This is a genomic window from Stackebrandtia sp. (assembly GCF_035643755.1).
GTDB lineage: Bacteria > Actinomycetota > Actinomycetes > Mycobacteriales > Micromonosporaceae > Stackebrandtia.
In genome coordinates this window covers 1-23,961 of record NZ_DASQPW010000071.1, presented here as the reverse complement: position 1 = coordinate 23,961, position 23,961 = coordinate 1, and the positions used below count along the sequence as shown (strand labels likewise).

Here is a 23,961-nt window from a genome sequence, read left to right as displayed (position 1 = left end):
GATCGTGAAGCCGTTTGAGACCATGGCGATGGTGACGGGGAACCGGCACAAGATCGAAATCGCCACTGACTACCTTGGACTATGGGGGATCACCGTCGAACCCGTTGATCTGGAGCTGGAGGAGATCCAGGCCAGCACCGTCACCGCCGTGGCCGCCTGCCCCGGGGCGTTTCCGACACCTGTAGTCGCCTGATCCTACGTCTGCGGCGCCGATCTCGCCGTCCAGGTAATCATCCTCGGAGTCCGCCTCATCCGCGCCGACGTCGACGACCAAACAATGAATCCCGCAGGTGTTCTGTTCCTCCGCTGATCAGAGGTCAGAATGGAGCGTTCGGGATCGGGACTCAAATCTTGGGTGCGTTGGCCACAATCGTGGTTAGGCACTCGATGCGTAGGCGTTCTACGGATTCGTTGTGGTCGTTCAGGACCGCGCGTGCTGCCTCGAGCAGGTGCGGCTTGAACTCGTTTTCACGCAGACGGCTCAGTGAGCCGGGTTTGATGTGGAAGGCCCACTCCAGCAGTCCGGTGCTGGTGGCACGGACGGTTTTATCTGAGGATTCACCGTGGGCGGTGATCGTGGACTGCCCACGAAGAAACGCACGGAAGGTGTCGTCCACCGGGTCGGAAATTACCTCCAGACCGGCCTGTGCGGTGGCATTTTCGTACCCACGTTGATACCCGGTCCACAGCAGAGTGGCAAGTTTCGCTAGCTGGTGTTCCATAGTGGTGTCGTCATACCGGTGGTAACTTCCGGGACGGAAATCAAGCGACATGTCCAGTCGTGGCCCGGAGACCCCGGCCCGGATGTTGCCGTCCGGGGATACCACCTTGATGGTCATCCGGTCGAGCAGATTGGCCAGCGTCGGCATCGGTGTCCGTCCTAATTGTCGGTCGGGTTGTCGTATGTGGGTGGGGTGAACTTGGGCTTGACGGCGTGGCCGTTGCCGTCGGTGACGCGTGGTGCCCCGGTGTCGGGTTCGCGCGGCACCAGGACCGGAATCCGGGTCCCTTGGCCCTTCGCGTCGGCCTGGAGGATCTGATCGACCTTTTTGGTCGCTCTTTCCTGCAACACGTTTCCCGCGCCACAGGCCTTGGCGTCCATTTCCTTTTCGACACCGTCGAGCGCCTGGGTCATCGAGGACAGCACTGACGATGGGGTCGCGCCCCCGATGCTGACGTTCGAGATCACCGAGCTGGTTATCGCGACGGAGGCGCTGGAGATGGCGACACCGATCTCAGCGGTGGTGGCCGCGGCTCCGATGAAGATCCCGGAGATGGTGAGACCGCCTCCGGCCAGGGCAAGGGCGACGACGCTGGCGCAAAACAGGCACTTGGCGTTGACGATGTTGAGAGAATCGAGCACCTCAATCGTCTTGTTCGCGATCGTGAGCGCGTCCGTCTTCCGGCGTTTCAGCATGTCGGCGTAGGTATCCAGGGCGTCTTGGAGCACCTTGATCGTGATGGTCCGCTGGTTTTGCACGATCGTGCCGAACGGCGCCAGTATGTAGGTCCCGAAGTTCTCGGCGGCCGCCGAGCTCCACTTGCCGCCCCCCTTGCCGAAGTCGGCGGCGAGTTTGGTGATCTCGGCGGCCGCGCCGGAGGCGAGCCAGATATCGGCCTGGCCCAGTGCGTCGCGCATGGCCAGCACGGGCCCGAGGTCGGGTTTGGTGAAGTCGTCAAGCCGGTCGATGTACTTCTGAAAATTGGCGTCGGTCTCCACTGGACCGATGGGTGTCTGTTTCTTGTCCGGGCCCTGGCCGGGGCCTTGTCCCGGGGCGGCGTTTTCGGACTGGAGCATGCGTTCGCGTGCCTCGGTGGCTGCGCGCAAAAGCGCGGGTTTGACTGTGTCGATGCTGCCGTACCAGGCCATAACGGTCCTATCTGTCCACAATCTCTAATTGAACTTGGGGTATTCGCGCGTTGCCGGATCATCGTGCTTCGGCACCGTTGTCACCGACGTCGGTGGCTTGTTCGCGGGAACGCCGTCGCCGTTGACGGCCAGCCTGGTGTCCAGGTCCTTGATGGCCTTGGCGTTGTCGCCGTCCTGCTGGGCGTAGTCGCCGGCGACCTGCACCAGCGCCTGCCCCGAGGTGAGCAGGCTCTGCTGAGTCGGCGCCAGGATCCGGTCCCGCAAGGTGTCGCGCAGCGCGGCCCATTGGGCATGCAGGTGCTTGACCCCGGCCCCGGCTCCGGCTCCGGTGAAGGTGAACGCGGCGGACTCGCTGCCGCTGGTGGCGTGCACGCACTGCCCGGCGGACCCGAAGACCTGCGCCACGTTGGGCAACGTGGCCTTTCCGGCGGTGTAGATCGCCTCCAGGTCAGCGAGCATGGGTTGGGCATCATTCATTTGGCTGGGCCCTTTCGGATTGGCTACGTGAGTGCCGAGTTTGGCCCGGAAGTATTTGCGATTGCTTTGCTCGCGATTGGCTGGCCACATCCACGTTGGGCATACTTGACGGCGATGCAGGCACATGCCAATCCGCCAGGGGTGCACCGTGAGGTTCGAGGTGTTGGGTCCCCTGCGCGTGATGGACGGTGCTCAGCCGCTGGTGGTGCCGGGACGCATTGGGCGATTGCTGTTGGCCGCGTTGTTGGCGCGTGCCAATCGCGCGGTGCCCGTCGATGTGTTGTCCAATGTGCTTTGGGACGACGTGTCGGGACCGGACGGCGCCAAACGAGTGCCCTGGCACGTGCACAAGCTGCGCCAGCGCCTGGGCGAAGACGACCGGATCGTCAATGACAGCGGTGGCTACCGGATCCGTGCGAGCACCGACGAGCTGGACGCCCTGCGCTATGAGCAGCTGGTGAAAGACGCCGATCTCGCGCGTCGCAACGGCGACGCGGATGCCGCTGCGGATCTACTGTCGGAAGCCGCGGCGCTGTGGCGCGGCTCCGCCTACCGGGAATTGACCGACCATGAACTGCTGCGCGACGAGGCCACCCGTCTGGAACACGTCCGGCTCAATGCGCGGCAACGGCGCGTGGACATCGAACTGGGGCGGGGCAATCACACCGAGATCCTCGGCGAGATTACAGCCCTTGTGGATCAGTATCCCTTGCACGAGGAGTTTCGGGCCCAGCTGATGCTCGCGCTGTACCGCTCAGGGCGACAATCCGAGGCGCTGGATACCTACCAGGACGTGCGGCGGTTGCTGGCCGAACAGCTTGGCCTGGATCCCGGTCCACGTCTGCGCGAGCTGGAAAGCACAATCCTCACAGGCGATGTGTCACGGGATACCGAGCCCCGCGCCGCGGCATCGCCGGTCCCGGCCGAACTGCCCGCCGACATCGGCGCTTTCACCGGCAGGCGCACCGAACTCGACGACCTGAGTGACAGGCTCGCCCAGACCCCAGTGATCGTGGCGATTAGCGGTGCCGGTGGGATCGGGAAGTCGGCCCTGGCGATCCACCTGGGGCATTCAGTGGCGGAGCAATTCCCAGATGGACAGTTGTACGCCAATCTTCACGGGGCCACGCCGGACGCCAAGCCGGTCGACCCTGGCCAGGCACTGGCATGGTTTCTGCGGTCTTTGGGGGACAAGCCGGGGCACCTCACCGAGACGCCGGAGTTGGCGAACAGATTCCGGACCTTCACGGCGCACAAACGCGTCCTGGTGGTCTTGGACGATGCCAAGGACATCGCGCAGGTACGTCCGTTGCTACCCTCCGGGGCGGGCTGTGCGGTCGTCATCACCAGCCGCCGGGCCATGACCACTCTGGATGACGCGTCGGGGTGGCGCCTCGAGGCTCTGTCTGACAAGGAATCGCACGCACTTCTATCCCGAGTGGTCGGTGTTTCCAGAATCGACGCCGAACCCGAAGCCGCAGCTGAGTTGGTGCGGTTGTGCGCGGGAATGCCACTGGCACTGAACATTTCCGCCTCACGCCTCAAAATTCGTCCAGCCTGGAGTATCTCGCGGTTGGTGGCCAAACTTAGCGATTCTCGGCTCTCCGAACTGGCAGTGGATGATATTGCGGTTCGCTCTAGTTTCATGGTCAGCTACCGAGACTTGTTCCACGACAGCGACGGGACCGCCGCAGCCCGAATGTTTCGACTACTCGCCCTGCACAACGGGCCCGATGTCGGCGCTCCGATCGCCGCCGGCTTGGCTGATGTGCACGATGACCGCGCCGAGGACCTTCTTGACATTCTTGTGGACGCTCAGCTTGCCGAATCCCAGAAGCCAGGGCGATATCGCACCCACGACCTGTTGCGGCTGCTGTCTCGCGAACTCGTGGAAGCCGAGGAGACCGCCCACGAGCGCGACGAGGCGCGAGTGCGGATGTGGCACAAATACCTGGCCACCGCCAGGGCGAGTTTCCACGCCTATTTCCCCAACCGCAGCAGCTCGACAAACCTCAAGATCGGCCCGCAGGATCTGCTCTACCCCGATACTCCGATGACGTCTGCGCAGATGGCCAAGGCATGGACTACAGACGAACTGACAAATATCACGGCTCTCTGCCGCAATCCGCCAGAGGGCAAGGAAGGCGTGGAACTGGCGGTGGCACTGAGTACCGTCATTGGAGTACCGATCGAGAACTACGGCGATCTAGCCACATTGGCTAGACTTCGTCACATTGTTTGCGAGCACGCCGACCGCGTCAATGATCCCCAACTGCAATTCTTCGCGCACAGCGACCTGGGACAGACCCTAAAGTCCCAGGGCAAATTGTCGCGGGCACGAGATCACCTACTGCGTGCCCTGGACGCTAGGCGACAAAGTGGAGAGGCCCCTGTCCCAAGCTTCATTTTGATTGGCCTGGCACGGATCTGCCGCAGACTCGGTGACCTGGACCGAGCCCTCGACTATGCCGCTCAAGCGCTTGAGGCCACAAGACAAGCCAGCGGGAACAACGAATGTCCCGCGCTGGATCAATTGGGTTTCATTTACGAAGCGCAAGGCCGGATCGCTGAAGCAATCGCCACCCTAACCGAAGCGTCCGATATCGCCGTGCGAACTGGAAACTCGTTGGGCCAACTGACCTCAATGGGCAACCTGGGTGTTGTCCTCCACCGAGCTGGCCGTCTCACCGAAGCAATCGATACACTCACCAGCGCCCTTAGACTCTGCAATGAGATCGGCCAAGACGGCACTATTCGTCACGCTGCGATCTTGTGGAGCATTGGACTAGCGCTGGAGGAAACCGGCGAGACATCGCAAGCCCGCAACCGATGGAATCGCGCGGCGGCGATCCTGCACCATTGCAAAGCAATCACTGACACCGAACGATCCGCCATCGAAACCACCGATCATCCAGACACTCCACAAATCCTGCGGTGAGCCGCCCTGGCGTGAAGGACAGCGGTGACCATTGACCCTCACCATCTTCATAGGGCGCGACAATCACGGTAAACGCACTGATCGGGGGCCGGATTCACATTGGACTAGAAAATCCACGTAGGCCTTACGTTTTTGTCAAGCGACCTGCTCATACGGCTCCAAACTCGACACCGCACAAGCGGGTCCCTTCCCCGTCACCGTTCTCCAGCGACTACAACAACACGGCGACCTCCGCGCCAACACTCACCAGCCAGACCCCCACCGCGGATGCGTTCACACGATGACGTGTGCTCAACGGCCGCGGAGGGTCTCATACGGTCGGGACAGTCGATGTGGATGGTTGTCCATTTGCGCTCGACGTCTCGGCGTGGGTCTAAGCGGCGTCAATGCGCGGGTCCCGTGGGCGGCGATGGTGCCGCGCTGCACGTTGAACGGCTTCCACGACACGACGTGGCCGGTTAGCATTGCCTATCACCGCTATTGGTGGTAGAGATCTGCCCCGGCATGATCTGACACTATAAGTCCCTTCGATTGCCAAAGAACTGTCGATACAACAGGTGGCGTCAACAAGCGATTGCTCGTGTGGCGCGCATGAGAAGCCGTATCCGACGTGCGCAGAGCCGGTCTTCTCCGACGTCGGGTTTCAACCGTCAACTGGTCGCGCAGGCCGATCCCCGATGGGCAGCGAGCCGCAAGTTTCGAGTCACCATTGTGTCCGGTGTGAGTGGACAGAATGGGCATGAGCAGGGGCACGAACATCAGATGCCCACGCGTGCCATGATGCACGTGACATGCCTAAACATCAATGCTAAGGTACGTAAAACGCCTGCATATAAGCCCGGCATGGGACTGTTGACCGGCAGGTTATTGGTTCGAGTCCAATTCGGGGAGCTTTTTTATGTCCTGCCGCGGCCGGCCGAAGCGCTCATCTCGCGGACGCCACCTTCGCCTCCAGATTAGCCTCGGCGCATAGCTGCGAGCAACGGTCCGCGTCCACTCGGACGTGCGCACTGAAACCGTGGTCGACCGTGTCGGCGTGCATCGAGAACCTGAACGTCACCGCTTCGCCGTCGTGCGCCTCAACCCGGCACTCGACATAGGACTTGTCGTCGTTGACGCGGCCGCAGGCGTGGCTTGAGGACTCCACCGAACCGCCGCTGATGTTCGACATGCCGAGAATGCCGCCGTCGATGGGTCCGCCGGTGTGGTTGGTGAAGGTGAGGGTGAAGTCGACGTCCAACGGCATCTTGTCGCGCACCGTCTTCGGGAACGTCGTGGTGAATCGGTGGAGTTTCGGGTTGGGTTTGACGCGCAGATCCTGGTCCCGGGAGGCCCGCGCGTCTCCCGCGCGCAGCTCGGCGCGGAGCCGCAGCGTGGGGTGGTGGTGCGGTCGGGCGATGTTGTCAAGCGCGTCGGCGGTGTCGTCCATCGTGATGTGCAGCGAGCGGCTGAGCCGGTGGCTTCCGGAGGGCAGGTCCTCGGTGAATGTCGCGCTCTTGTGGTCCTTGGCGACCCGCAGGTGGCGTTTCTGTTCCGCCTCGCACGCCTTCGCCTTCGCGGCATCGCCGTCCGTGTCCTCGTCGCACGACGGGTCCTCCGCGAGGTAAACCTTCTGCGGAGTGTCGCCGATGACCTCCAGCGACACGGTGAGCTTCGCGTCGTTGAGCTTCCTGCCGGAATGGTTGGTGACGATCGGCGCCACCTCGGCGGTGGACAGGGAGTCCTCGGTGATCGCGTGGACGTTCAACTCCACCGTCAGCCGATTGGCGATCGCCCACCACGCCACTGCGCCGACGATGACGATCACGATCGCCACCACCCCGGCGATCAACAGCGGTCGCTTTCGGTTCGCGCGCATCGGGATTCCTCTTCCATGTCGGGATACCGGGTGTGACGCGCCGCGGCGGGGTGTTGGCCGAACCGTGTCGCTCATGCGTCAGCGGTTTCGCCGTCGGGCCCGGTGTGCGACCGTTGTGCGGCAAGCTGATGGTTTGAGCTCCATCCGGGGGCTCGTTCGATGGTGAGGTGACCGGTGAGCAATCAGGAAGTCGCTCCCTCCGAAGTGGCCTGTCGCGGCGGCGACGGGGGGCCGCGGATCATCGAGCCCCGCGAGGTTCCGCTGGGCGGACCGCGCGCCATGACGGTGCGCCGGACGCTGCCGCAGCGCGCCCGCTCCCTGATCGGTGCGTGGTGCTTTGTGGATCATTACGGGCCCGACGACGTCGCCGCCTCGGGTGGCATGCGCGTCGACGGGCATCCGCACACCGGGCTGCAGACCGTGTCGTGGCTGTTCGAGGGCGAGGTCGAGCACCGGGACACCGCGGGGAACCACGCGATGGTGCGTCCCGGCGAACTCAACCTGATGACGGCCGGGGCGGGGATCGCGCACTCCGAATACTCCACACCGGATACCCGGCGGCTGCACGGTGCGCAGCTGTGGGTCGCGCTGCCCGACGCCGATCGCTTCACCGCGCCCGGGTTCACCAGCTACGCGCCGGCCAGGCTCGAGCACGAGGGGATCGGCGCGCGGGTGTTCCTGGGGAAGTTGTTGGGGGAGTCGTCGCCGGTGGAGACGTTCACGCCGTTGCTGGGGGCCGAGCTGACGATGCCGCCCGGCGAGGCGGAGCTGGAGGTCGACGCGTCGTTCGAGCACGGGCTGCTGGTCGACACGGGGGACGCGAGCCTGGGCGGGATGAGCGCCGCACCCGGCCAGATGGTGTATCAGCCGCCGGGCTCGCGGCGGCTGTCGCTGCGCACGGCGGCGGGCTGCCGCGTCCTGTTGCTGGGCGGACGGCCGCTGGGGGAGCGGATCGTCATGTGGTGGAACTTCGTCGGCCGCGACCACGACGAGATCGCGGCGTTTCGCGACGAGTGGCAGGCCGCGCGCGGGGCGGGCGCCGAGGCGGGGCGGTACGGGCCGTTGCCGTCGGAGTGGACGACCACGCTGCCCGCACCCGAGCTGCCGCACATCCGGCTGCGTCCCCGGGGCTGAGCATCGAATTCCCCTCCGGCGCGCCCCCGTTGTCTTTAGATTTTAGTGGCGACTATAATCTGAAGAATGAACGATGTCGAAGAGGAACTCGCCGGCTGGATGGAGGACGCCACCAGCCACTTCGTGTCCAAGGGCTGGCCGCCGATCATGGCGCGCAGCCTGGCCTGGCTGATGGTGTGCGACCCCCAGGAGCAATCGCCCGCGCGGATCGCCGAGGCGGTGGGGGCGAGCCGGGCGTCGCTGACCAGCACCCTGCGGGTGCTGACCACCAGCGGCCTGGCGCGCGCGGTCGTGCGGCCCGGCGATCGCACCACCTACTACCGGCTCACCGACGAGGCGTGGGCGACCAGCTGGCGGCAGCAGATGTCCGAGCTGAAGCGCTTCGCCGACCTGGCGCGCGGTGGCATGGAGATCCTCGGCGAGGACTCGCCCCGGGCCGCGCGGGTGCGCGAGGCGTACGAGTTGTACGAATTCCTGTCCAATGAGGCCGGTCCACTGTGGGATCGTTGGCTGGAATGGAAACGAGACCAGGACGGTGAGCGGTGATGGGCGCGTTCGGGATCTGGCGAGACGCACGCAGGACGCGGAGGCGCGGACGCGACGAGGTCCAACGGCGGCAACGCGAACGGCTCGCCGACGCGGTGGCGCACGCCCGCGCCGCGTCGCCCTACTACCGCGAGCTGTACGCGGACCTGCCGTCCCGGGTGGAGGACCCCGGGCTGCTGCCGGTCACCGACAAGCGCGCCCTGATGGCCCGCTTCGACGACTGGACAACCGATCCCGACGTCACCCTGGACAAGGCGCGGGCGTTCACATCGGACGCCGCCCTGGTCGGCGCCAAGTTCCTCGACAAGTACCTGGTGACCACGACGTCGGGGACGACCGGGAACATGGGCATCTTCATCCACGACGACAACACGCTGGCCACGGCCACCGCCCTGGTCGCCGACCGGGCGCTGCGGGGATCGGGCGGATTCGGATTCGGCACGATCCTGAAGCTCATGGCCCGGGGCGGTCGGTCGGTCAAGATCGCCGGCACCGGCGGGCACTTCGCCGCGGCCGCCGCCGAGATGTCGGCGCGGCGAAACAGCAAGCGGCGCGCCAAGATGGTGCGCCTGCTGTCGGTGCAGTCGCCGATCCCGACGCTGGTGTCCGAGCTCAACGCGTTCCGCCCGGCGATCCTGGAGACCTACGCCTCGGTGGGGCTGCTGCTGGCGGGCGAACAGGAGGCGGGGCGGCTGCGCATCGCCCCGGTGCGGGTCGCCCTGCAGGGAGAGGGCCTGCCCGACAAGGAATACGAGCGCATCGCGCGGGCCTTCGGGTGCCAGGTGTCGAGCAGCTACGGCTGCAACGAGTGCGTGGTGCTGTCGTACCAATGTGGGGAGGGCTGGTATCACATCAACGAGGACTGGGTGATCTTCGAGCCCGTCGACGCCGACCACAGCCCCACCCCGCCGGGCGAGCTGTCCCACACGGTGCTGCTCAGCACGCTGTTCAAAAGGGAGCAGCCGATCCTGCGTTACGACCTGGGCGACAGCGTCATCCAGCGTCCCGGCCCGTGCGCGTGCGGCAGCCCGTTCATGGCCGTGAAGGTGCGCGGGCGGGCCTCGTCGGTGCTGACCTTCCCGACCGCGGACGGCCGAAGCGTCGACATCGTGCCGCTGCTGTTGGAGACCGCGGTCGAGCGCGTCGGCGGAATCGAGCTGTTCCAGATCGTTCAGGCCGCGCCCGAGGTTCTGCGGGTCCGCCTGCTGACCGTGGACGGACGCGACGCCGCGGCGGTGGGGGCGTCGGTGTGCGACGAGCTCGCCAAGATCCTCGCCGAGCACGACCTGTCCAACGTCCGCGTCGAACCCGACGACGAACCACCGCGCCAAAGCGGCGGCGGCAAGTTCCGCACCGTGGTTCCGTTGCCCTGACGGCGAAGCCGCGGTCTCACTCGTCGTCGTCGATCGGGTGGACCGCGGCGGACTCGGGCCCGAGCCGGTTGCCGCGCCTGGCGTCGGTCGCGTCGCGGTCCAGGTCCAGCACGTCGGGCTCCTCTTCGGACAGACGTTGGGACAGCGGCTCGCCGCGGCGCTCCTCGGCCGCGGTGGTGCCGAAGCGGCCCGCCTCCCGGTAGCCGTCGGCCTGGAGGATCTCGTCCTCCAACTGCTCGTCGGATTCCTCGTCGTCGTTGACGAACTCCAGTTCGCCTTCCTCGCCCGCCGAGTAGCCCTCGGTGCGGTCGTCCCTTGTGGCCATGGCCGTCGCTCCTTCCATGAGAACATTGTGGACTTTGTAAGGCTCACAGCCAATCGCGGCGCTTGAACAGCAGGTACAGCGCGCTCGAGGCCGCGACGATGACGGCGCTGGAGAACCAGAACCCCCACGGCTGCGCGAAACCCGGATACGGCAGGTTCTGGCCATAGAAGCCGGTGATGGCGGTGGGGATGGCGATGATCGCCGCCCAGCTGGTCACCTTCTTCATGATCTCGTTGAGCCGATTGCCCTGCAAGGTGAGTTGGGTCTCGCGGATGTTGGCCAGCAGGTCCCGCAGGGAATCGGTGAGCTCGGCGGTACGCAGGACGTGGTCGCGAATGTCCTGAAAGTACGGTCGCAGCCGCGCGTCGGCCCCCTCGAAGTCGAGTCGGATCATGGCGTTGACGATGTCGCCCATGGGTTGCACGACCCGCCGCAGCAGCGCGATGCTGCGATGCAGCCGCAGCGACCGGCGTTGGATGTCGGTGTAGCCGCCGCGTTCCTCGAAGACCGCGTCCTCCAGGGCCTCGGTCTTCTCGCTCAGCTCCTGGGCCGCGTCGACGTGGGAGTCCACGATGTAGTCCAGCAGCCCGTACACCAGATAACCGATGCCGCTCGCCGCCCCGTCGGCCGTGGAATCCCACCGCGACACCAGCCGCTCGACCTCGAAGCCGTCGTCCTTGGTGACGGTGACCAGGGCGCGCGGGGTCATGAACGCCGCCACCTCGCCGGCGGTCAACAGGTCGGTGTCGGCGTGCACCCGCACCGCGTAGGCGGTCATGAACAGGTGCGAGTCGTATCGGTCCAGTTTGGGGCGTTGGTGTTCGTGGACGGCGTCCTCCACGGCCAGGCGGTGCAGGTTCAGTTGCCGGGCGATGGTGGCCAGGTCGTCCTCGTCGGGGGACGACATGTTGACCCACACCAGGGTGTCGGGTTCGGCCAGCCGGTCGGCCACCTCGTCGGCGGGGAAGTCCTCCGCGGCCAACGTCCCGTTGCGGTAAAGGCGAGTGCGCGCCATACCCGGGCACCCTAGCGACCCCCGGTGACGCGCGGGGTCTTATGACCGAATGGGGGATCGCCGGTCGCCGCGCCACGCCGCCCACAGCCCGGCCAGGCACAGCACGACCGAGACCGCGGCGGTCAGGAAGCCCCAGACCAGGTACGAGCCGCCGAGCTGGTCGGCGACGTTGCCGATGTCCGAGGTCTGGCGCCTGCCGCCGACCACGGCGCTGCCCATGAACAGGTAGTCCATCCGGGTCACGGTCATCAGCACCAGCATCAGGGCCACGAACTGGGCGCTGATCAACGCGACCCGGCCGCCGACCCACGCCACCACGACGAACGCCACCGCCAACAGCGGCATGGTGATCCACCCGGTGAGGCTGCGGGTCCACAGCACCAGGGACAGGATGATCAGGGCCGACAGCGACATGAGCACGAACTGGGCCCGGTGGGGCGTGCGGGCGATCCACAGCATCACGGCCGCGGCGACGGGCGGCGCCAGCAGCCCGCCGAGACTCACCGCCGCCGCGGCGCCCGGGGGCGCGGCGGTGTACGCCAGGCCCGAGGCGTCGGGGAAGATCAGCAGCCGATCGAACACGCCGCCCGACGCCAGGGCCGTGAGGCCGTGGCCCGTCTCGTGCACCCAGGTGCTGAACAGCGTGAACGGATACAGCACCTCCGGGCCCCACGGGAACGCGTGCCACACGACGAGGATCACCAGCGCCGCGGCGATCAACGACAGCCGGGGCACCAGCTGTGGCCGTTGGGGCGACGGGCTCGTCGCGGGGTTCGCCAGGGGTTCGGTCATCGGGATCGTCTGGTCCTTTGTGCCTCGTCGCCGCTTGCGGGGTCACACCCACGGTACCGACCGGCGTTGTGACGCAGATCCCCAAAAGCTGCCATGATGGGGCCGTACCCCGAAGGTCAGGAGGTCAGCCATGCTCAATCTCGCGATGGTGTTGGAGGATTCGGCGCGCGCCAAGCCCGATCACGAGGCGGTGATCCTCGGCGACACCCGCCTGACCTACGCGCAGGTCGACGCCGCGTCCAATCAGGTCGCCAACGCCTTGAACGCCAAGGGGATCGGCCACGGGGACAAGGTGGCGCTGATGTCGCCGAACCTGCCGTACTTCCCGATCGTCTACTTCGGCGTCCTCAAGACGGGTGCCACGGTCGTGCCGCTCAACGTCTTGATGACCACCCGCGAGATCGCCTACTTCCTGACCGACTCGCGGGCCACGGCCTTCTTCTGCTTCGAGGGCACCGAGGAACTTCCCATGGGGCGCCGGGGTTTCGACGCCTTCGACCAGGTCGGCGGCTGCGAACACTTCGTCATGCTCACCGCCGACCCCGGCGGGGCCTCCCCGCGGCCGGGTGTGCCGACGCTCGCGGAGTTCACCGCCGGTCAGTCCCCGGCGTACGAGTCGGCGCCGACCTCCGAAACCGACACCGCCGTGGTGCTGTACACCAGCGGCACCACAGGGCAGCCCAAGGGCGCCGAGCTGACCCACAGCAACATCGTCCAAAACTCCCTGCTCAACAACCGGATGTTTCGCGCCACGCCGGACGAGATCGCGCTGGTGACTCTGCCGCTGTTCCACGTCTTCGGCCAGGTCGTCCAGCTCACCTCGGGCTTCGCCAACGGCACCACCCTGGTGCTGGTGCCGCGCTTCGATCCCGACGCCGTGCTGTCCCTCATGGAACGCGAAAACGTCACGGTCTTCGCCGGGGTGCCCACGATGTACTGGGCGCTGCTGCACCACCAGGGCGAGCACGACCTGGCCGCCATCGCCGCCAACCTGCGCGTGGCCGTGTCGGGGGGATCGGCGCTGCCGCTGGAGGTGTTGCGGGGCTTCGAAAAGCGCTTCGGCGTGCCGATCCTGGAGGGCTACGGACTGTCCGAGACCAGCCCCGTGGCGACCTTCAACCGCCTCGACATCCCGCGCCGCCCCGGCTCGATCGGCAAGGAGGTCTGGGGAACCCGGGCCAAGATCGTCCGCGAGGACGGCAGCGCCGCCGACGTCGACGAACCCGGCGAGATCGTGGTGCGCGGCCACCACGTCATGAAGGGCTACCTGGGCCGCCCCGCCGAGACCGCCGAGATCCTGGACGCCGACGGCTGGTTCCACACCGGGGACATCGGCACCCAGGACGCCGACGGCTACATCTTCGTGGTCGACCGCCTCAAGGACATGATCATCCGCAACGGGCTCAACGTGTACCCGCGCGAGGTCGAGGAGGTCCTCATGACCCACCCGGGCGTCAGCCTGGCCGCCGTGGTGGGCGTGCCGCACGAGACCCACGGCGAGGAGATCAAGGCGTTCGTGATCCGCGAGTCGGGCGTCGACGTGTCGGCCGAGGAACTGATCGCCTGGGCCCGCGAGAACATGGCCGCCTACAAATACCCCCGCGGGGTCGAGTTCCGCGACAGCCTGCCCATGACCGCCAGCGGCAAGATCCTGAAACGCGAACTCAAGGACGGATAGCCTGGCGGGCGTGAGTCACGCCGAAAGACCGTACGTCGTGTTGTCGGTGGCCATGTCGCTGGACGGGCGCATCGACAACGCCGGCGAGCGGCGCCTCCTGCTGTCCAACGAGGAGGATTTCGCGCGGGTCGACGCGCTGCGGGCCGGTTGCGGAGCCATCCTGGTGGGGGGCGGCACGGTCCGCGCCGACGACCCCCGTCTGGTCGTCCGCCCCACCGCCGACGTCTCGCCGACGAAGGTGGCGCTGTCGGCAGGCGGCGACCTGGACCCGAACGCGCGGTTCTTCAGGTTCGGGGACGCCGACAAGCTGGTCTACGTCTCCTCGAGGGCCGTGTCCGCGGCGGCGCGGCGGCTGCGCGGCCTGGCGACGGTGGTCGACGCGGGGGAGCCGATCGGCCTGCCGACTGTGCTGCGCGACCTGGCGGGGCGGGGAATCGGGCGGCTGCTGGTGGAGGGCGGCACCGGCGTCTTCACCCGCTTCCTGGCCGGGGGCCTGGCGGACGAGTTGCACGTCGTGATCGCGCCCTTCTTTGTGGGCGACGAGAAGGCGCCACGCTTTGTCAACAGTGGATCATTTCCGGACGTTCGGCTGCGGCTGGCCGAGACCCGCGCGATGGGCGACGTGGTGCTGCTGCGCTATCTCAGGAGATTTTAGAACTTTCAATGATTTCTGAAAGTTCTAATGGTATTGTTCGGCGGTGGCCGCAAACGAACGCACCCGACGACACGACTACGCCGACGAGGTCGGCCTCTACTTCGAACAGTGGGGCCTGCCGCGCATCCCGGGACGAATCCTCGGCTGGCTGCTGGTGTGCGAACCCCCGCATCAATCGGCCGAGGAACTGGCCGGGGCCCTGAGCGTCAGCCGCGGCTCGATCTCGATGGCGCTGAAGATGCTCACCTCCGCGGGCGTGGTGGAGCGACACCCCGCCGCGGGTTCGCGCCGCACCTACTACCACATGACGCCGGGCTTCTGGCTCAACGAGGCGGGCGAGAAGGCCAGGGCCGCGGCGCAGTGGACCAAGCTGGCCGAGCGCGGCCTGGAACTGATGGCCGACCGTCCCGCCGACTCCCGCGATCGGCTGCGCGAGATGCGCGACAGCTACGCGTTCCTCGCCGAGCAGTACGCCCGCATCGAAACCCTGTGGCACGAACGTCAAAGGAAATGAGAGCCCATGAGCCACGTCATCGACATTGACGGTCTCACCTTCACCTACCCGAAGTCGATCGAACCGGCGGTGCGCGGCATCAGCTTCACCGTCGACACCGGCGAGGTCCTCGGCTTCCTCGGTCCGTCCGGCGCCGGGAAGTCCACCACCCAGAAGATCCTCACCGGGCTGCTCGACGGCCACGACGGCCGGGTCGAGGTGTGGGGCAGGGACCCCGCCGAATGGAAATCCGAGTACTACCAACGCATCGGCGTCTCCTTCGAGCTGCCCAACCACTACCTGAAGCTCACCGGCCTGGAGAACCTGGAGTTCTTCGCCTCGCTGTACGACGGCCCCACCCTGGACCCGATGTCCCTGCTGGAACGCGTCGGGCTGGCCGAGGCCGCCCACACCCGGGTCGCCAAGTACTCCAAGGGAATGCAGATGCGCCTGGTCTTCGTGCGCGCCCTGCTGCACCAGCCGCTGCTGCTCTTCCTGGACGAACCCACCTCCGGAATGGACCCGGCCAACGCCCGCATCATCAAGGACATCGTCCGCGAACTGCGCGACTCCGGCCGCACCGTCTTCCTCACCACCCACGACATGGCCACCGCCGATCAGCTGTGCGACCGGGTGGCGTTCATGGTGGACGGTTCCATCGCCGCGCTCGACACACCCAGCGAACACAAGCTGCGCCGCGGCCGGCGCACCGTCCGGGTCACCTACCGCGCCGACGGCGACGCGACCCTGCGCACCAAGGACTTCGGCATGGACGACCTGGCCGACGACCCCGCCTTCGCCGCGTTGCTGCGCGACGGCCACGTCGAGGCCGTCCACAGCCAGGAGGCCGATCTGGAGGACGTGTTCATCGACGTCACCGGGCGGAGGCTGCGATGAGCGCGTTGGCGGCCCGCGCGGCGGCCGCGCTGCGGCTCGACATCCGTCTGCAATGGAGGTACGGGTTCTTTTACGCCGCGGCGTTCTCCGCGGTGTTCTGGGAGGTGATCGTGCGGCTGATCCCGCCCGGCCCGCGCCCGGCCGCACTGCCGTATCTGATCTTCGGCGACCTGGGCATCGTCGGGTACTTCTTCGTCGCGGGCGCGGTGTTCTTCGAACGCGGCGAACGCACCCTGTTCGCCGTGCTGACCAGCCCCCTTCGCTTCGGCGAGTACCTCGCGGGCAAGGTCGCGACCCTGACGGCGCTGGCCCTGGCGCTGAGCCTGCTCGTCACGTTCACCGCGGTGGGGTTTGACTTCTCGCCGCTTCCCATGCTGGTCGGGACCATCCTGTGCGCGGTGCTGTTCCTGTTGGCGGGCTTCATATCGGCCACGCCGTTTCGCTCGATCAGCGACTGGTTGATCCCCTCCACGGCGGTGATCGCACTGCTCAACGTCCCGCTGCTGCACTACTCGGGGCTGTGGCACCACCCCGCCATGTACGCGATCCCCACGCTGGGGACGACGCAGCTGCTCGGCGTCGCGTTCGGACAGTTGAGTCTGGAACCCTGGCAGTACGCCTACGCCGTCGCCTACCAGCTCGCCTGGATCGCGGGCCTGTACCTGTTGGCGCGCAAGACGTTCGACCGTTACGTCGTGCGCGGCGAAGGGGGCGCGTGATGAGCGTCGTCGCCGCCTACGCCCGCAACGACCTGCGCACCATCGTCCGCGACAAGCTCATGATCGGCGTGGTCTTCGGACCGTTCCTGTACTCGCTGATGATGTGGCTGCTGCCGCCGCTGTCGCGCTTCCTGCGCGACCGCTACGGCTTCGACCTGGTGCCCTATTACCCGCTGGCGGTCAGCCTGTTCCAGGTCCTCGGGCCCGCCGCGGTCCTCGGGTCGGTGGGCGGCCTGATCCTGTTGGAGGACAAGGACCAGCGCACCCTGGCGGCGCTGCGGGTGACCCCCGCGCCCCCGTCCAGCTATCCGATCTACCGCACGGTGGTGCTGTTCGTCGTCGCGGTGGTCTTCGAGCTGGCGGCACTGGCGCTGGGCCAACGGGTCGCCCCCGCGCAGCTGGCCCGCGCGGTCCCGGCCGTGTTGGCCGCGGCGGCGATGGCCACCATGCTGGCGCTGCTGTTCGGGGCGGTGGCGCGCAACAAGGTCGAGGGGCTGGCGATCTTCCGCGCCGCCGGCCTGCTGATCTTCGGGCTGCCGATCATTCCGTGGTTCGTCGACATGCCGGGTCAACTCCTGTTCGGAGTGCTGCCGTCCTATTGGTGTGCCAAGGCGTTCTGGGTGGCGATGGACGGCGGGAATCCCTGGCCGTACGCGATCGCGGGAATCGCCTACAGCGGCGTCGTGGGCTGGCTGCTGACGCGGCGCCTGGCGCGGCAACGCACGTGAGCCGGTGGGTCCGCCGGACCGGACCGGTCCGGCGGACCCGGGCCTTCTAGTAGGGCTCGACGGCGCTGGGGTCCATGTGCATGACCTCCCAGTGGTGGCCGTCCAGGTCCTTGAAGGAGCCGCCGTACATCGGGCCCTGGGCCTCGGGCCGCTTGACGATGGAGCCGCCGGCGGCACCGGCGTCGGCGATCAGCCGGTCGACGTCCTCGCGGCTGTCGACGCCCAGGGCGTGAAGCGACTCCACGGTCGTGGACGTGTCGGCGATGGTGCGGCTGTCGAAGGTGTTGAAGAACTCCTCGCGCATCAGCATGATGACGATGGCGTCGGACACGACGATCGCGGAGGCGTTGTCGTCGGTGAACTGCTGGTTGACCTTGTAGCCGAGCGCGGTGTAGAACTTCTTGGCCGCGTCCAGGTCCTTCACCGGCAGATTCGGAAAGATCATGGTGGTCATCGCTGTGGTCTCCTGTGCTCCGTGGTTGGCTTTCGCCTTCGTTGTATCGGGGTAGACGGCGTTCGGGGGCCGAACTCATCGGTAGCGGCGAAAAACCTTAGCCGGATCCGCCCTGCATCGGCAGGATCGCGGTGATGTGGGGCTGGCTGCCGTCGGCGGTGGTCTCGACCTTCAGCTGCGGCATGCAGTGCGGATGGTGCCGGGTGATCCAGTCGATCATGCCCTCGCGCACCTCGCAGCGCAGCTCCCACAGCTTGTCGGCATTGGACGCCGTGACCACCAGCCGCAACCGCTTCAGGGGACCGGTGGCGTCGGAGACCACCAGCCCGCACTTGCGCCCGTCCCAGAACGGGCTCACCTCGACGATGCGCGACAGCTCGCGGCGCGCCTGATCCACGGGCAGCCGCCAGTCCACGTCGAGCTCGATCTTGCCGGTGATCGCGGGGGTGTCGCGGCTCCAGTTGCGGAAGGGGTTGGTGCTGAAGTACGAGGTGGGAAGGATGAGCCTGCGCTCGTCCCAGAGCTTCACCACCACATAGGACAGGGCGATGTCCTCGATGTGGCCCCACTCGCCCTCCACCTCGACGATGTCGCCCAGCCGCAGCGCGTCGCCGAAGGCGAGGTTCAGCCCGGCGAACAGATTCTTCAGCATCGCCTGGGCGGCCAGACCGACGATCACCCCGGCCACCCCCGCCGAGGCGAGCAGGCTCGCGCCCAGGGCGCGGGCGCCGGGGAAGGTGAGGAACATGATGCCGACGGCCACCAACCAGATCGCGGCGTAGCCCGCCCGGTAGATGACGGTGACCTGGGTGCGGCGCAGCCGGGCGTGGTTGTCGGTCTCGTCGTCGGTGAGGTAACGGCGCTCCACCGTCTGCCGGGTCAGGGCCGCCAGCCGGGTGCCCAGCCAGGCCGCCGCGGCGATGCACAGCAACAGCAGGGCATGGGAAACCGTTTCGTACCAACGAACCCCGGCGACGAGCTCCATGGCGCCGCGCGCCGTGGCCAGGGCGACCAGCGCCTGCGTGGGGCGGTACAGCCGGGACAGGGCGTTGAGCGCCTTGGGGGAGCGGCGCAGCACGATGCGCAGGGTGAGGCGCGCCGCGATGGTGATCAGCACCGCTGCTGCCGCCACCGCGGGCACCAGCAACGCCGGGGCGATGTTGTTCACACTGCCACCGTAGCCAGAATCGGCTGCTCAGGCCAGATTCAGCACCATGCTCGGATCGCCGGTGCGCACGAATCCCAGGGAGGCGTACAGCGGTTCGCCGTCGGCGGAGGCGCGCAGGTCGATCCGGGGCACCTGGCGCTTGCGGAACCAGCCCAGCAGGCTCTCCATGCAGGCCCGCGAGTAGCCCCGGCGGCGGTACCCCGGGTCGGTGGACACGTTGAACACGTAACCGACCCGGCCGCCCGGGTTGGTGGGGCTGGGTACCCGCCGGTGGATGATGCCGGTGGCGCAGGCGGCCAGCCCGCCGTCGCCGCCGTCGATCACGAAGGCCGCCAGGGTGGGGCGGCGGGCGGCGAGTTCCTCGCGCAGCATGTCGGTGGCGGCGCGTTTCCATCCGGGGGAGTCCAGGCCGGGGGACTTCATCGATTCGTGCATGAGTTTGCGCAGCCTGATGAGTTCTTCGATGTCGGAGCCGGTGGCTCGGCGTACCTGAATCACGCGCGCACTCTAGCCGCCGTATGCGACGTCGCCCCAACAGGACGGAATCTCCGTCCGCCCGATCAATACTATAATCTTGATCGAATTAGTAGGAATGCCCCGAAGGGAACGCCCCATGACACCGAGATGGCCCCGCCTGCTGGCCCTCGCCGCCGCCCTGGCCCTCGCGATCCCCGCCCTGGCCTCGTGCGGTGGTACCGACGACGGAAAGACCCTGAAGCTGGGCTACTTCCCCAACGTCACCCACGCCCCCGCCCTGGTGGGCGTCGAGAAGGGATTCTTCGCCGACGCCCTCGGCAAGGACGTGAAGCTCAAGCCCTCCACCTTCAACGCCGGCCCCGCCGCCATGGAGGCGCTGTTCTCCGGCGCCGTGGACGCCACCTACATCGGACCTAACCCCGCCATCAACGGCTGGGCCAAGTCGAAGGGCCAGGCGCTGCGCATCGTCGCCGGTGCCACCTCCGGCGGCGCCGGGCTGGTGGTGCGCCAGGGAATCGACTCCGTGAAGGACCTGCGCGGCAAGAAGATCGCCACCCCGCAGCTGGGCAACACCCAGGACGTCGCGCTGCGGTACTGGCTCAAGCAGCACGGCTACAAGACCACCAGCGACAAGGGCGGGGACGTGTCGGTGGTGCCCACCGACAACGCCGACGTCGCCAACGCCTTCTCCTCCGGTGCCGTGGACGGCGCGTGGGTGCCCGAGCCGTACCTGTCGCGGCTGGTGAGCGACGGCGGCGGAAGACTGATGCTCAACGAGAAGGACCTGTGGCCGCACGGCGACTTCGTCACCACACACCTGGTGGTGCGCAGCGAATTCCTCACCGAACACCCCGACCTGGTGAAAAAGCTCCTCAAGGGACACATCAGGGCCGTCGACTACATCGACGACTCGCCGGGCGGCGCCCGCGCCGCCGTCAACCGGCAGCTGGAGAAGCTGTCGGGCAAACCCCTGTCCGACAAGGTGCTGAAGTCGTCCTTCGCGAACCTCACGTTCACCGTCGACCCGATCGCGTCGTCCCTGAAGGCCAGCGCGAAGCACGCCCAGGACGTCGGGCTGCTGGACCCGGTGAACCTCAAGGGAATCTACGACCTCGGCCCGCTCAACACCCTGCTGAAGGCAGACGGCGACCCCACCGTCAGCGCCGGGAAGTTGGGGACATGACGACCGCCGCGGTGCGGCTGGACGGCGTGTCCAAAACGTACGGACGCGGCCCCGACGCGGTCCAGGCCCTGGACCGGGTCGACCTGGACGCGCGCGGCGGCGAGTTCGTGTGTCTGCTGGGAGCCTCGGGCTGCGGGAAGAGCACCCTGCTGTCGCTGGTGGCCGGGCTCGACGCGGCCACCGCGGGCAGCGTCGACATCGGGCAACACCGGGTGTCGTTGATGTTCCAGGAGCCCGCGCTGTTTCCGTGGCTGACGGTGGCGGGCAATGTGGAGCTGGCCGGGCGGGTGCGCGGCGAGGCGCGCGACGCCCGGCGGGAGCGCTCCGCCGAACTGCTGGAACTGGTGCGGCTGAGCGCCTTCGCGCGCAAGCGCCCCCACGAGCTGTCCGGCGGCATGCGGCAGCGCACCGCCCTGGCGCGTGCCCTCGCCCAGGACGCCGACGTGTTGCTGATGGACGAGCCCTTCGGCGCCCTGGACGCGATGACCCGCGACATCCTGCACGACGAGCTGGAGCGGATCTGGCGGCAGCGCGCACTCACCGTCCTGTTCGTCACCCACAACGTCCGCGAGGCGGTGCGGCTGGGCGACCGGGTGGTGCTGCTGTCCAGCCGGCCGGGGCGGGTGCTGGAGGAGTTCGCGGTGCCGCACCCGCGCCCGCGCCGCATCGACTCCGCCGAGGTGGCCTCGCTGGCCGCCGACATCACCGATCGGCTGCGCCGGGAGGTGTCCCGCCATGCCCGCTGACAGCGCCGCCACCCAGACGGTGTCGGGACTGGACGAGCTGGAGCTGGCCCCGCCCGCCCGCCGCGACCTGCCCCGGCTGGGCCGCCGCTTCTGGAAGTCCCTGTGGCCCAAGCTTTTGGCGATCGGCCTGGTGATCGGCGCCTGGGAGGCGGTGGTGCTCAGCGGCTGGCGGCCCGAGTATCAGCTGCCCGGCCCGCTGCCGGTGGCCAGGGAGCTCGTCGACCAGGTCACGCAGGCGTCCTTTTGGGACTCGGTGGCGCTGACGATGACGCGGGCCGCCACCGGATTCCTGCTGGCGGTGGTGATCGGGACGCTGCTGGGTGCCGCGGTGGCCCGCTTCGCGCCGCTGCGAGCGGCGATCGGCTCGCTGATCACCGGGCTGCAGACCATGCCGTCCATTGTGTGGTTTCCGATGGCGATCCTGCTGTTCCAGCTCAGCGAGAGCTCGATCCTCTTCGTCGTGGTGCTGGGCGCCGCGCCGTCCGTCGCCAATGGACTCATCGCCGGGATCGACTACGTGCCACCGGCCTGGCGGCGCGTCGGGCAGGTGCTGGGCATGCGGGGGATCGGCCTGTATCGCCACCTGATCCTGCCCGCGTGCCTGCCGTCGTTCGTGTCGGGACTCAAGCAGGGCTGGGCGTTCGCGTGGCGCAGCCTGATGGCGGGCGAGCTGCTGGTCGTGGTGCCCGGCGCGCTGTCGATCGGGGTGCGCCTCCAGGGCGCCCGCGAGCTCAGCGACGCCCCGCTGCTTTTGTCCTATGTGATCATCATCCTGATCATCGGGATCATGGTGGACCTGGTCTTCGGCGCCGTCGACTCCGCGATCCGCCGCCGCTGGGGCATGAAGGCCGCGGGCTAAGCGGGGCAGCCACGCCTCGGTCGGCGCCGCGAGCCTGCGGACCCGCGCGGGAAGCCGCCCCGAGGCCACCTGCGCCAGGGTCACGTCGTCCAGGACGCCGCGCACCGCCGAGCGCACCGCGATCCACAGCTCGGACAGGTGCTCGGCCGAGCCCTCGTAGTGGATCTCCTCGGGGCGCCGGCCGCGCACCCCGGCCAGCGGCCCGTCCACGGCCCGCAGCACGTCGCCCACGGCGATGTCGGCGGGCGGACGGGCGAGCTGGTAGCCGCCGTCGGCGCCGCGCACCGCGCGCACCACCCCGGCGCGGCGCAGGTCGGCCAGGATCGCCTCGAGGAACTTGCGGGGAAGTTCCTGCTCGGCGGCCAGCGCCTGGGCCGCGACCGTGCGGGGATGCGCCGCCGCCAGGGCGATGGCGGCGCGGACGGCGTAGTCGCCCTTGGCGGAAACCTGCATGTCTCCATCCTGTCACTGCCCGGAACATCGGGTGGTGGGCAGACCCGCCGCCCGCCACGCCGCCAGCCCGCCGTCCACATCGGTGGCGCGCGACAGGCCCAGGTCCTGAAGGGACGCCGCCGCCAGCGAGGAGGTGTAGCCCTCCTGGCAGAACACGATCACGCGCAGGCCGAAGTCGGCGATGTCGAGGCGGGCGTCGCCGCGCGGGTCGAAGCGCCACTCCAGCACGTTGCGCTCCACGATCAGCGCCCCGGGGATCTCGCCCTCCGCGGCGCGTTGCGCCTGCGGGCGAATGTCCACAAGCACCGCCCCGTCGCGCTGCTCGCCGTGCGCGGCGGCGGGGGTCAGCCGCCGCAGCCGCGCACGGGCGGCCGCCAGGATCTCGTCGATGCCGCGCGAGCCGTGTGGCGGGTTCACCATTGGGCACCCGCCGTGTGCACCGCGTCGACCTGGAGCCCGTCGACGTCCAGCCGGTATCGGGTCATGGATTTCAGGCTAGGCCCGTAGGCGTGCACACTGATGGTGGGCGCGGTGCCCTCGTTGCGCACCTGGTGAATGTGGTGGGCGCCGAACGCGCGGCCGTGGCCCGGTCCGAGTTCGGTGGGCCGCAGCCGGGGCCGCGCGGAGGAGGAGGGCCGGTCGAGGGTGAGCTCGGTGAGGGCGCCCGACACCACGAAGAAGGCGCCGCTGGAGCCGCCGTGGTCGTGCAGGTCGGTGCCCTGGCCCGGCAGCCAGGTCAGCAACCACACCTCGTGGTCGTCGTAGGCGGCGATGCGGGAGTACCAGCGCTCCCAGGGGTCGAAGCGCGGCTGGACGGGCCACTCGTCGCGCAGCTGCGCGAAGCCGCGGGCCAGCGCCAGAAAATCGACGTCGTTCACTCTCTTATCTCCTTATGGCTGTATGCGTGGCGGTAATGCCTATTTTCCATACTTGTTTAGTAGGATAAAGAGAGATTAGTGGATCACGCAACCGCGACCCGCCGGTGCCCCCGCGGCCGCCGAGGCTAGGTTGTCTGCGGCGTGACGGAGCCCGGACGGGAGATCGCGAATGGAACGGCGGACCACGGTGGTCATCGGCGGCGGAGCGGCCGGCACCCTGGCGGCGCGCCAGGTGCTGCGCTCCA

26 protein-coding genes and 1 pseudogene are annotated in these 23,961 nt (G+C 67.7%); 14 read left to right on the top strand and 13 right to left on the bottom strand.

Annotated features, from left to right (window positions below):
* Positions 1-4: 4 nt before the first annotated feature.
* Positions 5-193, top strand: coding sequence for a Maf family protein (locus tag VE172_RS05215; RefSeq protein WP_324798147.1), 189 nt, complete (start codon positions 5-7; stop codon positions 191-193).
* A 151-nt stretch (positions 194-344) separates the two neighbouring features.
* Here VE172_RS05215 and VE172_RS05210 read toward each other — a convergent pair whose 3' ends face one another.
* The 3 genes from VE172_RS05210 to VE172_RS05200 form a co-directional block, all read right to left on the bottom strand.
* Positions 345-869 carry a hypothetical protein gene (locus VE172_RS05210; RefSeq protein WP_324798145.1) on the bottom strand — a complete coding sequence of 175 codons (525 nt, stop codon included), beginning with the start codon at positions 867-869 and terminating at the stop codon, positions 345-347.
* Between the two features lie 11 nt (positions 870-880).
* On the bottom strand, positions 881-1,798 hold the full coding sequence (locus VE172_RS05205) for a hypothetical protein (RefSeq protein ID WP_324798142.1): 918 nt from the start codon (positions 1,796-1,798) through the stop codon (positions 881-883).
* Between the two features lie 96 nt (positions 1,799-1,894).
* A complete protein-coding gene (locus VE172_RS05200) occupies positions 1,895-2,329 on the bottom strand; it encodes a hypothetical protein (RefSeq protein ID WP_324798140.1) in 435 nt (144 codons plus the stop codon).
* A 166-nt stretch (positions 2,330-2,495) separates the two neighbouring features.
* Between VE172_RS05200 and VE172_RS05195 the strand changes: the two genes are divergently transcribed.
* Entirely contained in the window at positions 2,496-5,285 is a 2,790-nt protein-coding gene (locus VE172_RS05195; RefSeq protein WP_324798137.1) for an AfsR/SARP family transcriptional regulator, read from the top strand.
* A gap of 925 nt (positions 5,286-6,210) precedes the next feature.
* Here the strand turns inward: VE172_RS05195 and VE172_RS05190 are convergent.
* On the bottom strand, positions 6,211-7,143 hold the full coding sequence (locus tag VE172_RS05190) for a hypothetical protein (protein ID WP_324798134.1): 933 nt from the start codon (positions 7,141-7,143) through the stop codon (positions 6,211-6,213).
* 174 nt (positions 7,144-7,317) lie between these two features.
* Between VE172_RS05190 and VE172_RS05185 the strand changes: the two genes are divergently transcribed.
* From VE172_RS05185 to VE172_RS05175, 3 genes are all read left to right on the top strand, one after another.
* A complete protein-coding gene (locus tag VE172_RS05185; RefSeq protein WP_324798131.1) occupies positions 7,318-8,277 on the top strand; it encodes a pirin family protein in 960 nt (319 codons plus the stop codon).
* Positions 8,278-8,343: 66 nt separating this feature from the next.
* Positions 8,344-8,823 carry a GbsR/MarR family transcriptional regulator gene (locus tag VE172_RS05180; protein ID WP_324798129.1) on the top strand — a complete coding sequence of 160 codons (480 nt, stop codon included), beginning with the start codon at positions 8,344-8,346 and terminating at the stop codon, positions 8,821-8,823.
* Positions 8,823-10,196 carry a hypothetical protein gene (locus VE172_RS05175; protein ID WP_324798126.1) on the top strand — a complete coding sequence of 458 codons (1,374 nt, stop codon included), beginning with the start codon at positions 8,823-8,825 and terminating at the stop codon, positions 10,194-10,196. The genes VE172_RS05180 and VE172_RS05175 overlap by 1 nt, the downstream gene beginning before the upstream one ends.
* A 16-nt stretch (positions 10,197-10,212) precedes the next feature.
* Here VE172_RS05175 and VE172_RS05170 read toward each other — a convergent pair whose 3' ends face one another.
* The 3 genes from VE172_RS05170 to VE172_RS05160 are packed head-to-tail and all read right to left on the bottom strand — an operon-like array spanning position 10,213 to position 12,328.
* On the bottom strand, positions 10,213-10,521 hold the full coding sequence (locus tag VE172_RS05170) for a hypothetical protein (protein WP_324798123.1): 309 nt from the start codon (positions 10,519-10,521) through the stop codon (positions 10,213-10,215).
* Positions 10,522-10,564: 43 nt separating this feature from the next.
* Positions 10,565-11,536, bottom strand: coding sequence for a magnesium transporter CorA family protein (locus VE172_RS05165; protein WP_324798120.1), 972 nt, complete (start codon positions 11,534-11,536; stop codon positions 10,565-10,567).
* 39 nt (positions 11,537-11,575) lie between these two features.
* Positions 11,576-12,328, bottom strand: coding sequence for a M50 family metallopeptidase (locus VE172_RS05160; RefSeq protein WP_324798118.1), 753 nt, complete (start codon positions 12,326-12,328; stop codon positions 11,576-11,578).
* A 130-nt stretch (positions 12,329-12,458) separates the two neighbouring features.
* On the opposite strand from VE172_RS05160, the gene VE172_RS05155 reads away from it, so the two are divergent.
* The 6 genes from VE172_RS05155 to VE172_RS05130 are packed head-to-tail and all read left to right on the top strand — an operon-like array spanning position 12,459 to position 17,498.
* Positions 12,459-14,006, top strand: a complete 1,548-nt coding sequence (locus VE172_RS05155; protein WP_324798116.1) for a long-chain-fatty-acid--CoA ligase — start codon at positions 12,459-12,461, stop codon at positions 14,004-14,006.
* Between the two features lie 10 nt (positions 14,007-14,016).
* The gene (locus tag VE172_RS05150) at positions 14,017-14,661 is read left to right on the top strand and encodes a RibD family protein (RefSeq protein ID WP_324798114.1); all 645 of its coding nucleotides are present in this window, start codon (positions 14,017-14,019) and stop codon (positions 14,659-14,661) included.
* 43 nt (positions 14,662-14,704) lie between these two features.
* Positions 14,705-15,175 carry a GbsR/MarR family transcriptional regulator gene (locus VE172_RS05145; protein WP_324798111.1) on the top strand — a complete coding sequence of 157 codons (471 nt, stop codon included), beginning with the start codon at positions 14,705-14,707 and terminating at the stop codon, positions 15,173-15,175.
* A 6-nt stretch (positions 15,176-15,181) separates the two neighbouring features.
* Positions 15,182-16,051, top strand: coding sequence for an ABC transporter ATP-binding protein (locus VE172_RS05140; RefSeq protein ID WP_324798108.1), 870 nt, complete (start codon positions 15,182-15,184; stop codon positions 16,049-16,051).
* Positions 16,048-16,770, top strand: a complete 723-nt coding sequence (locus tag VE172_RS05135; protein WP_324798106.1) for a fluoroquinolone export ABC transporter permease subunit — start codon at positions 16,048-16,050, stop codon at positions 16,768-16,770. Before VE172_RS05140 ends, VE172_RS05135 begins: the two co-directional genes overlap by 4 nt.
* The gene (locus VE172_RS05130; protein WP_324798103.1) at positions 16,770-17,498 is read left to right on the top strand and encodes a hypothetical protein; all 729 of its coding nucleotides are present in this window, start codon (positions 16,770-16,772) and stop codon (positions 17,496-17,498) included. The genes VE172_RS05135 and VE172_RS05130 overlap by 1 nt, the downstream gene beginning before the upstream one ends.
* A 46-nt stretch (positions 17,499-17,544) precedes the next feature.
* Here VE172_RS05130 and VE172_RS05125 read toward each other — a convergent pair whose 3' ends face one another.
* From VE172_RS05125 to VE172_RS05115, 3 genes are all read right to left on the bottom strand, one after another.
* Positions 17,545-17,952, bottom strand: a complete 408-nt coding sequence (locus VE172_RS05125; protein ID WP_324798101.1) for a VOC family protein — start codon at positions 17,950-17,952, stop codon at positions 17,545-17,547.
* 97 nt (positions 17,953-18,049) lie between these two features.
* The gene (locus tag VE172_RS05120) at positions 18,050-19,120 is read right to left on the bottom strand and encodes a mechanosensitive ion channel family protein (protein ID WP_324798099.1); all 1,071 of its coding nucleotides are present in this window, start codon (positions 19,118-19,120) and stop codon (positions 18,050-18,052) included.
* Between the two features lie 27 nt (positions 19,121-19,147).
* Positions 19,148-19,618 carry a GNAT family N-acetyltransferase gene (locus VE172_RS05115; protein WP_324798096.1) on the bottom strand — a complete coding sequence of 157 codons (471 nt, stop codon included), beginning with the start codon at positions 19,616-19,618 and terminating at the stop codon, positions 19,148-19,150.
* Between the two features lie 115 nt (positions 19,619-19,733).
* Between VE172_RS05115 and VE172_RS05110 the strand changes: the two genes are divergently transcribed.
* From VE172_RS05110 to VE172_RS05100, 3 genes are read left to right on the top strand one after another with little or no spacing between them, the layout of a single operon-like run.
* Complete coding sequence (locus tag VE172_RS05110) at positions 19,734-20,780, top strand: ABC transporter substrate-binding protein (protein WP_324798094.1); 1,047 nt, start codon at positions 19,734-19,736, stop codon at positions 20,778-20,780.
* Positions 20,777-21,526, top strand: a complete 750-nt coding sequence (locus VE172_RS05105; protein ID WP_324798092.1) for an ABC transporter ATP-binding protein — start codon at positions 20,777-20,779, stop codon at positions 21,524-21,526. The genes VE172_RS05110 and VE172_RS05105 overlap by 4 nt, the downstream gene beginning before the upstream one ends.
* On the top strand, positions 21,516-22,385 hold the full coding sequence (locus VE172_RS05100) for an ABC transporter permease (protein ID WP_324798089.1): 870 nt from the start codon (positions 21,516-21,518) through the stop codon (positions 22,383-22,385). Before VE172_RS05105 ends, VE172_RS05100 begins: the two co-directional genes overlap by 11 nt.
* Here VE172_RS05100 and VE172_RS05095 read toward each other — a convergent pair.
* The 3 genes and pseudogenes from VE172_RS05095 to VE172_RS05085 form a co-directional block, all read right to left on the bottom strand.
* A pseudogene (locus VE172_RS05095) lies at positions 22,386-22,838 on the bottom strand (RrF2 family transcriptional regulator); the annotation flags it as partial.
* Between the two features lie 12 nt (positions 22,839-22,850).
* Positions 22,851-23,258, bottom strand: coding sequence for a rhodanese-like domain-containing protein (locus tag VE172_RS05090; protein WP_324798087.1), 408 nt, complete (start codon positions 23,256-23,258; stop codon positions 22,851-22,853).
* Positions 23,252-23,716, bottom strand: coding sequence for a cysteine dioxygenase (locus VE172_RS05085; RefSeq protein ID WP_324798084.1), 465 nt, complete (start codon positions 23,714-23,716; stop codon positions 23,252-23,254). The genes VE172_RS05090 and VE172_RS05085 overlap by 7 nt, the downstream gene beginning before the upstream one ends.
* Positions 23,717-23,961: the final 245 nt, after the last annotated feature.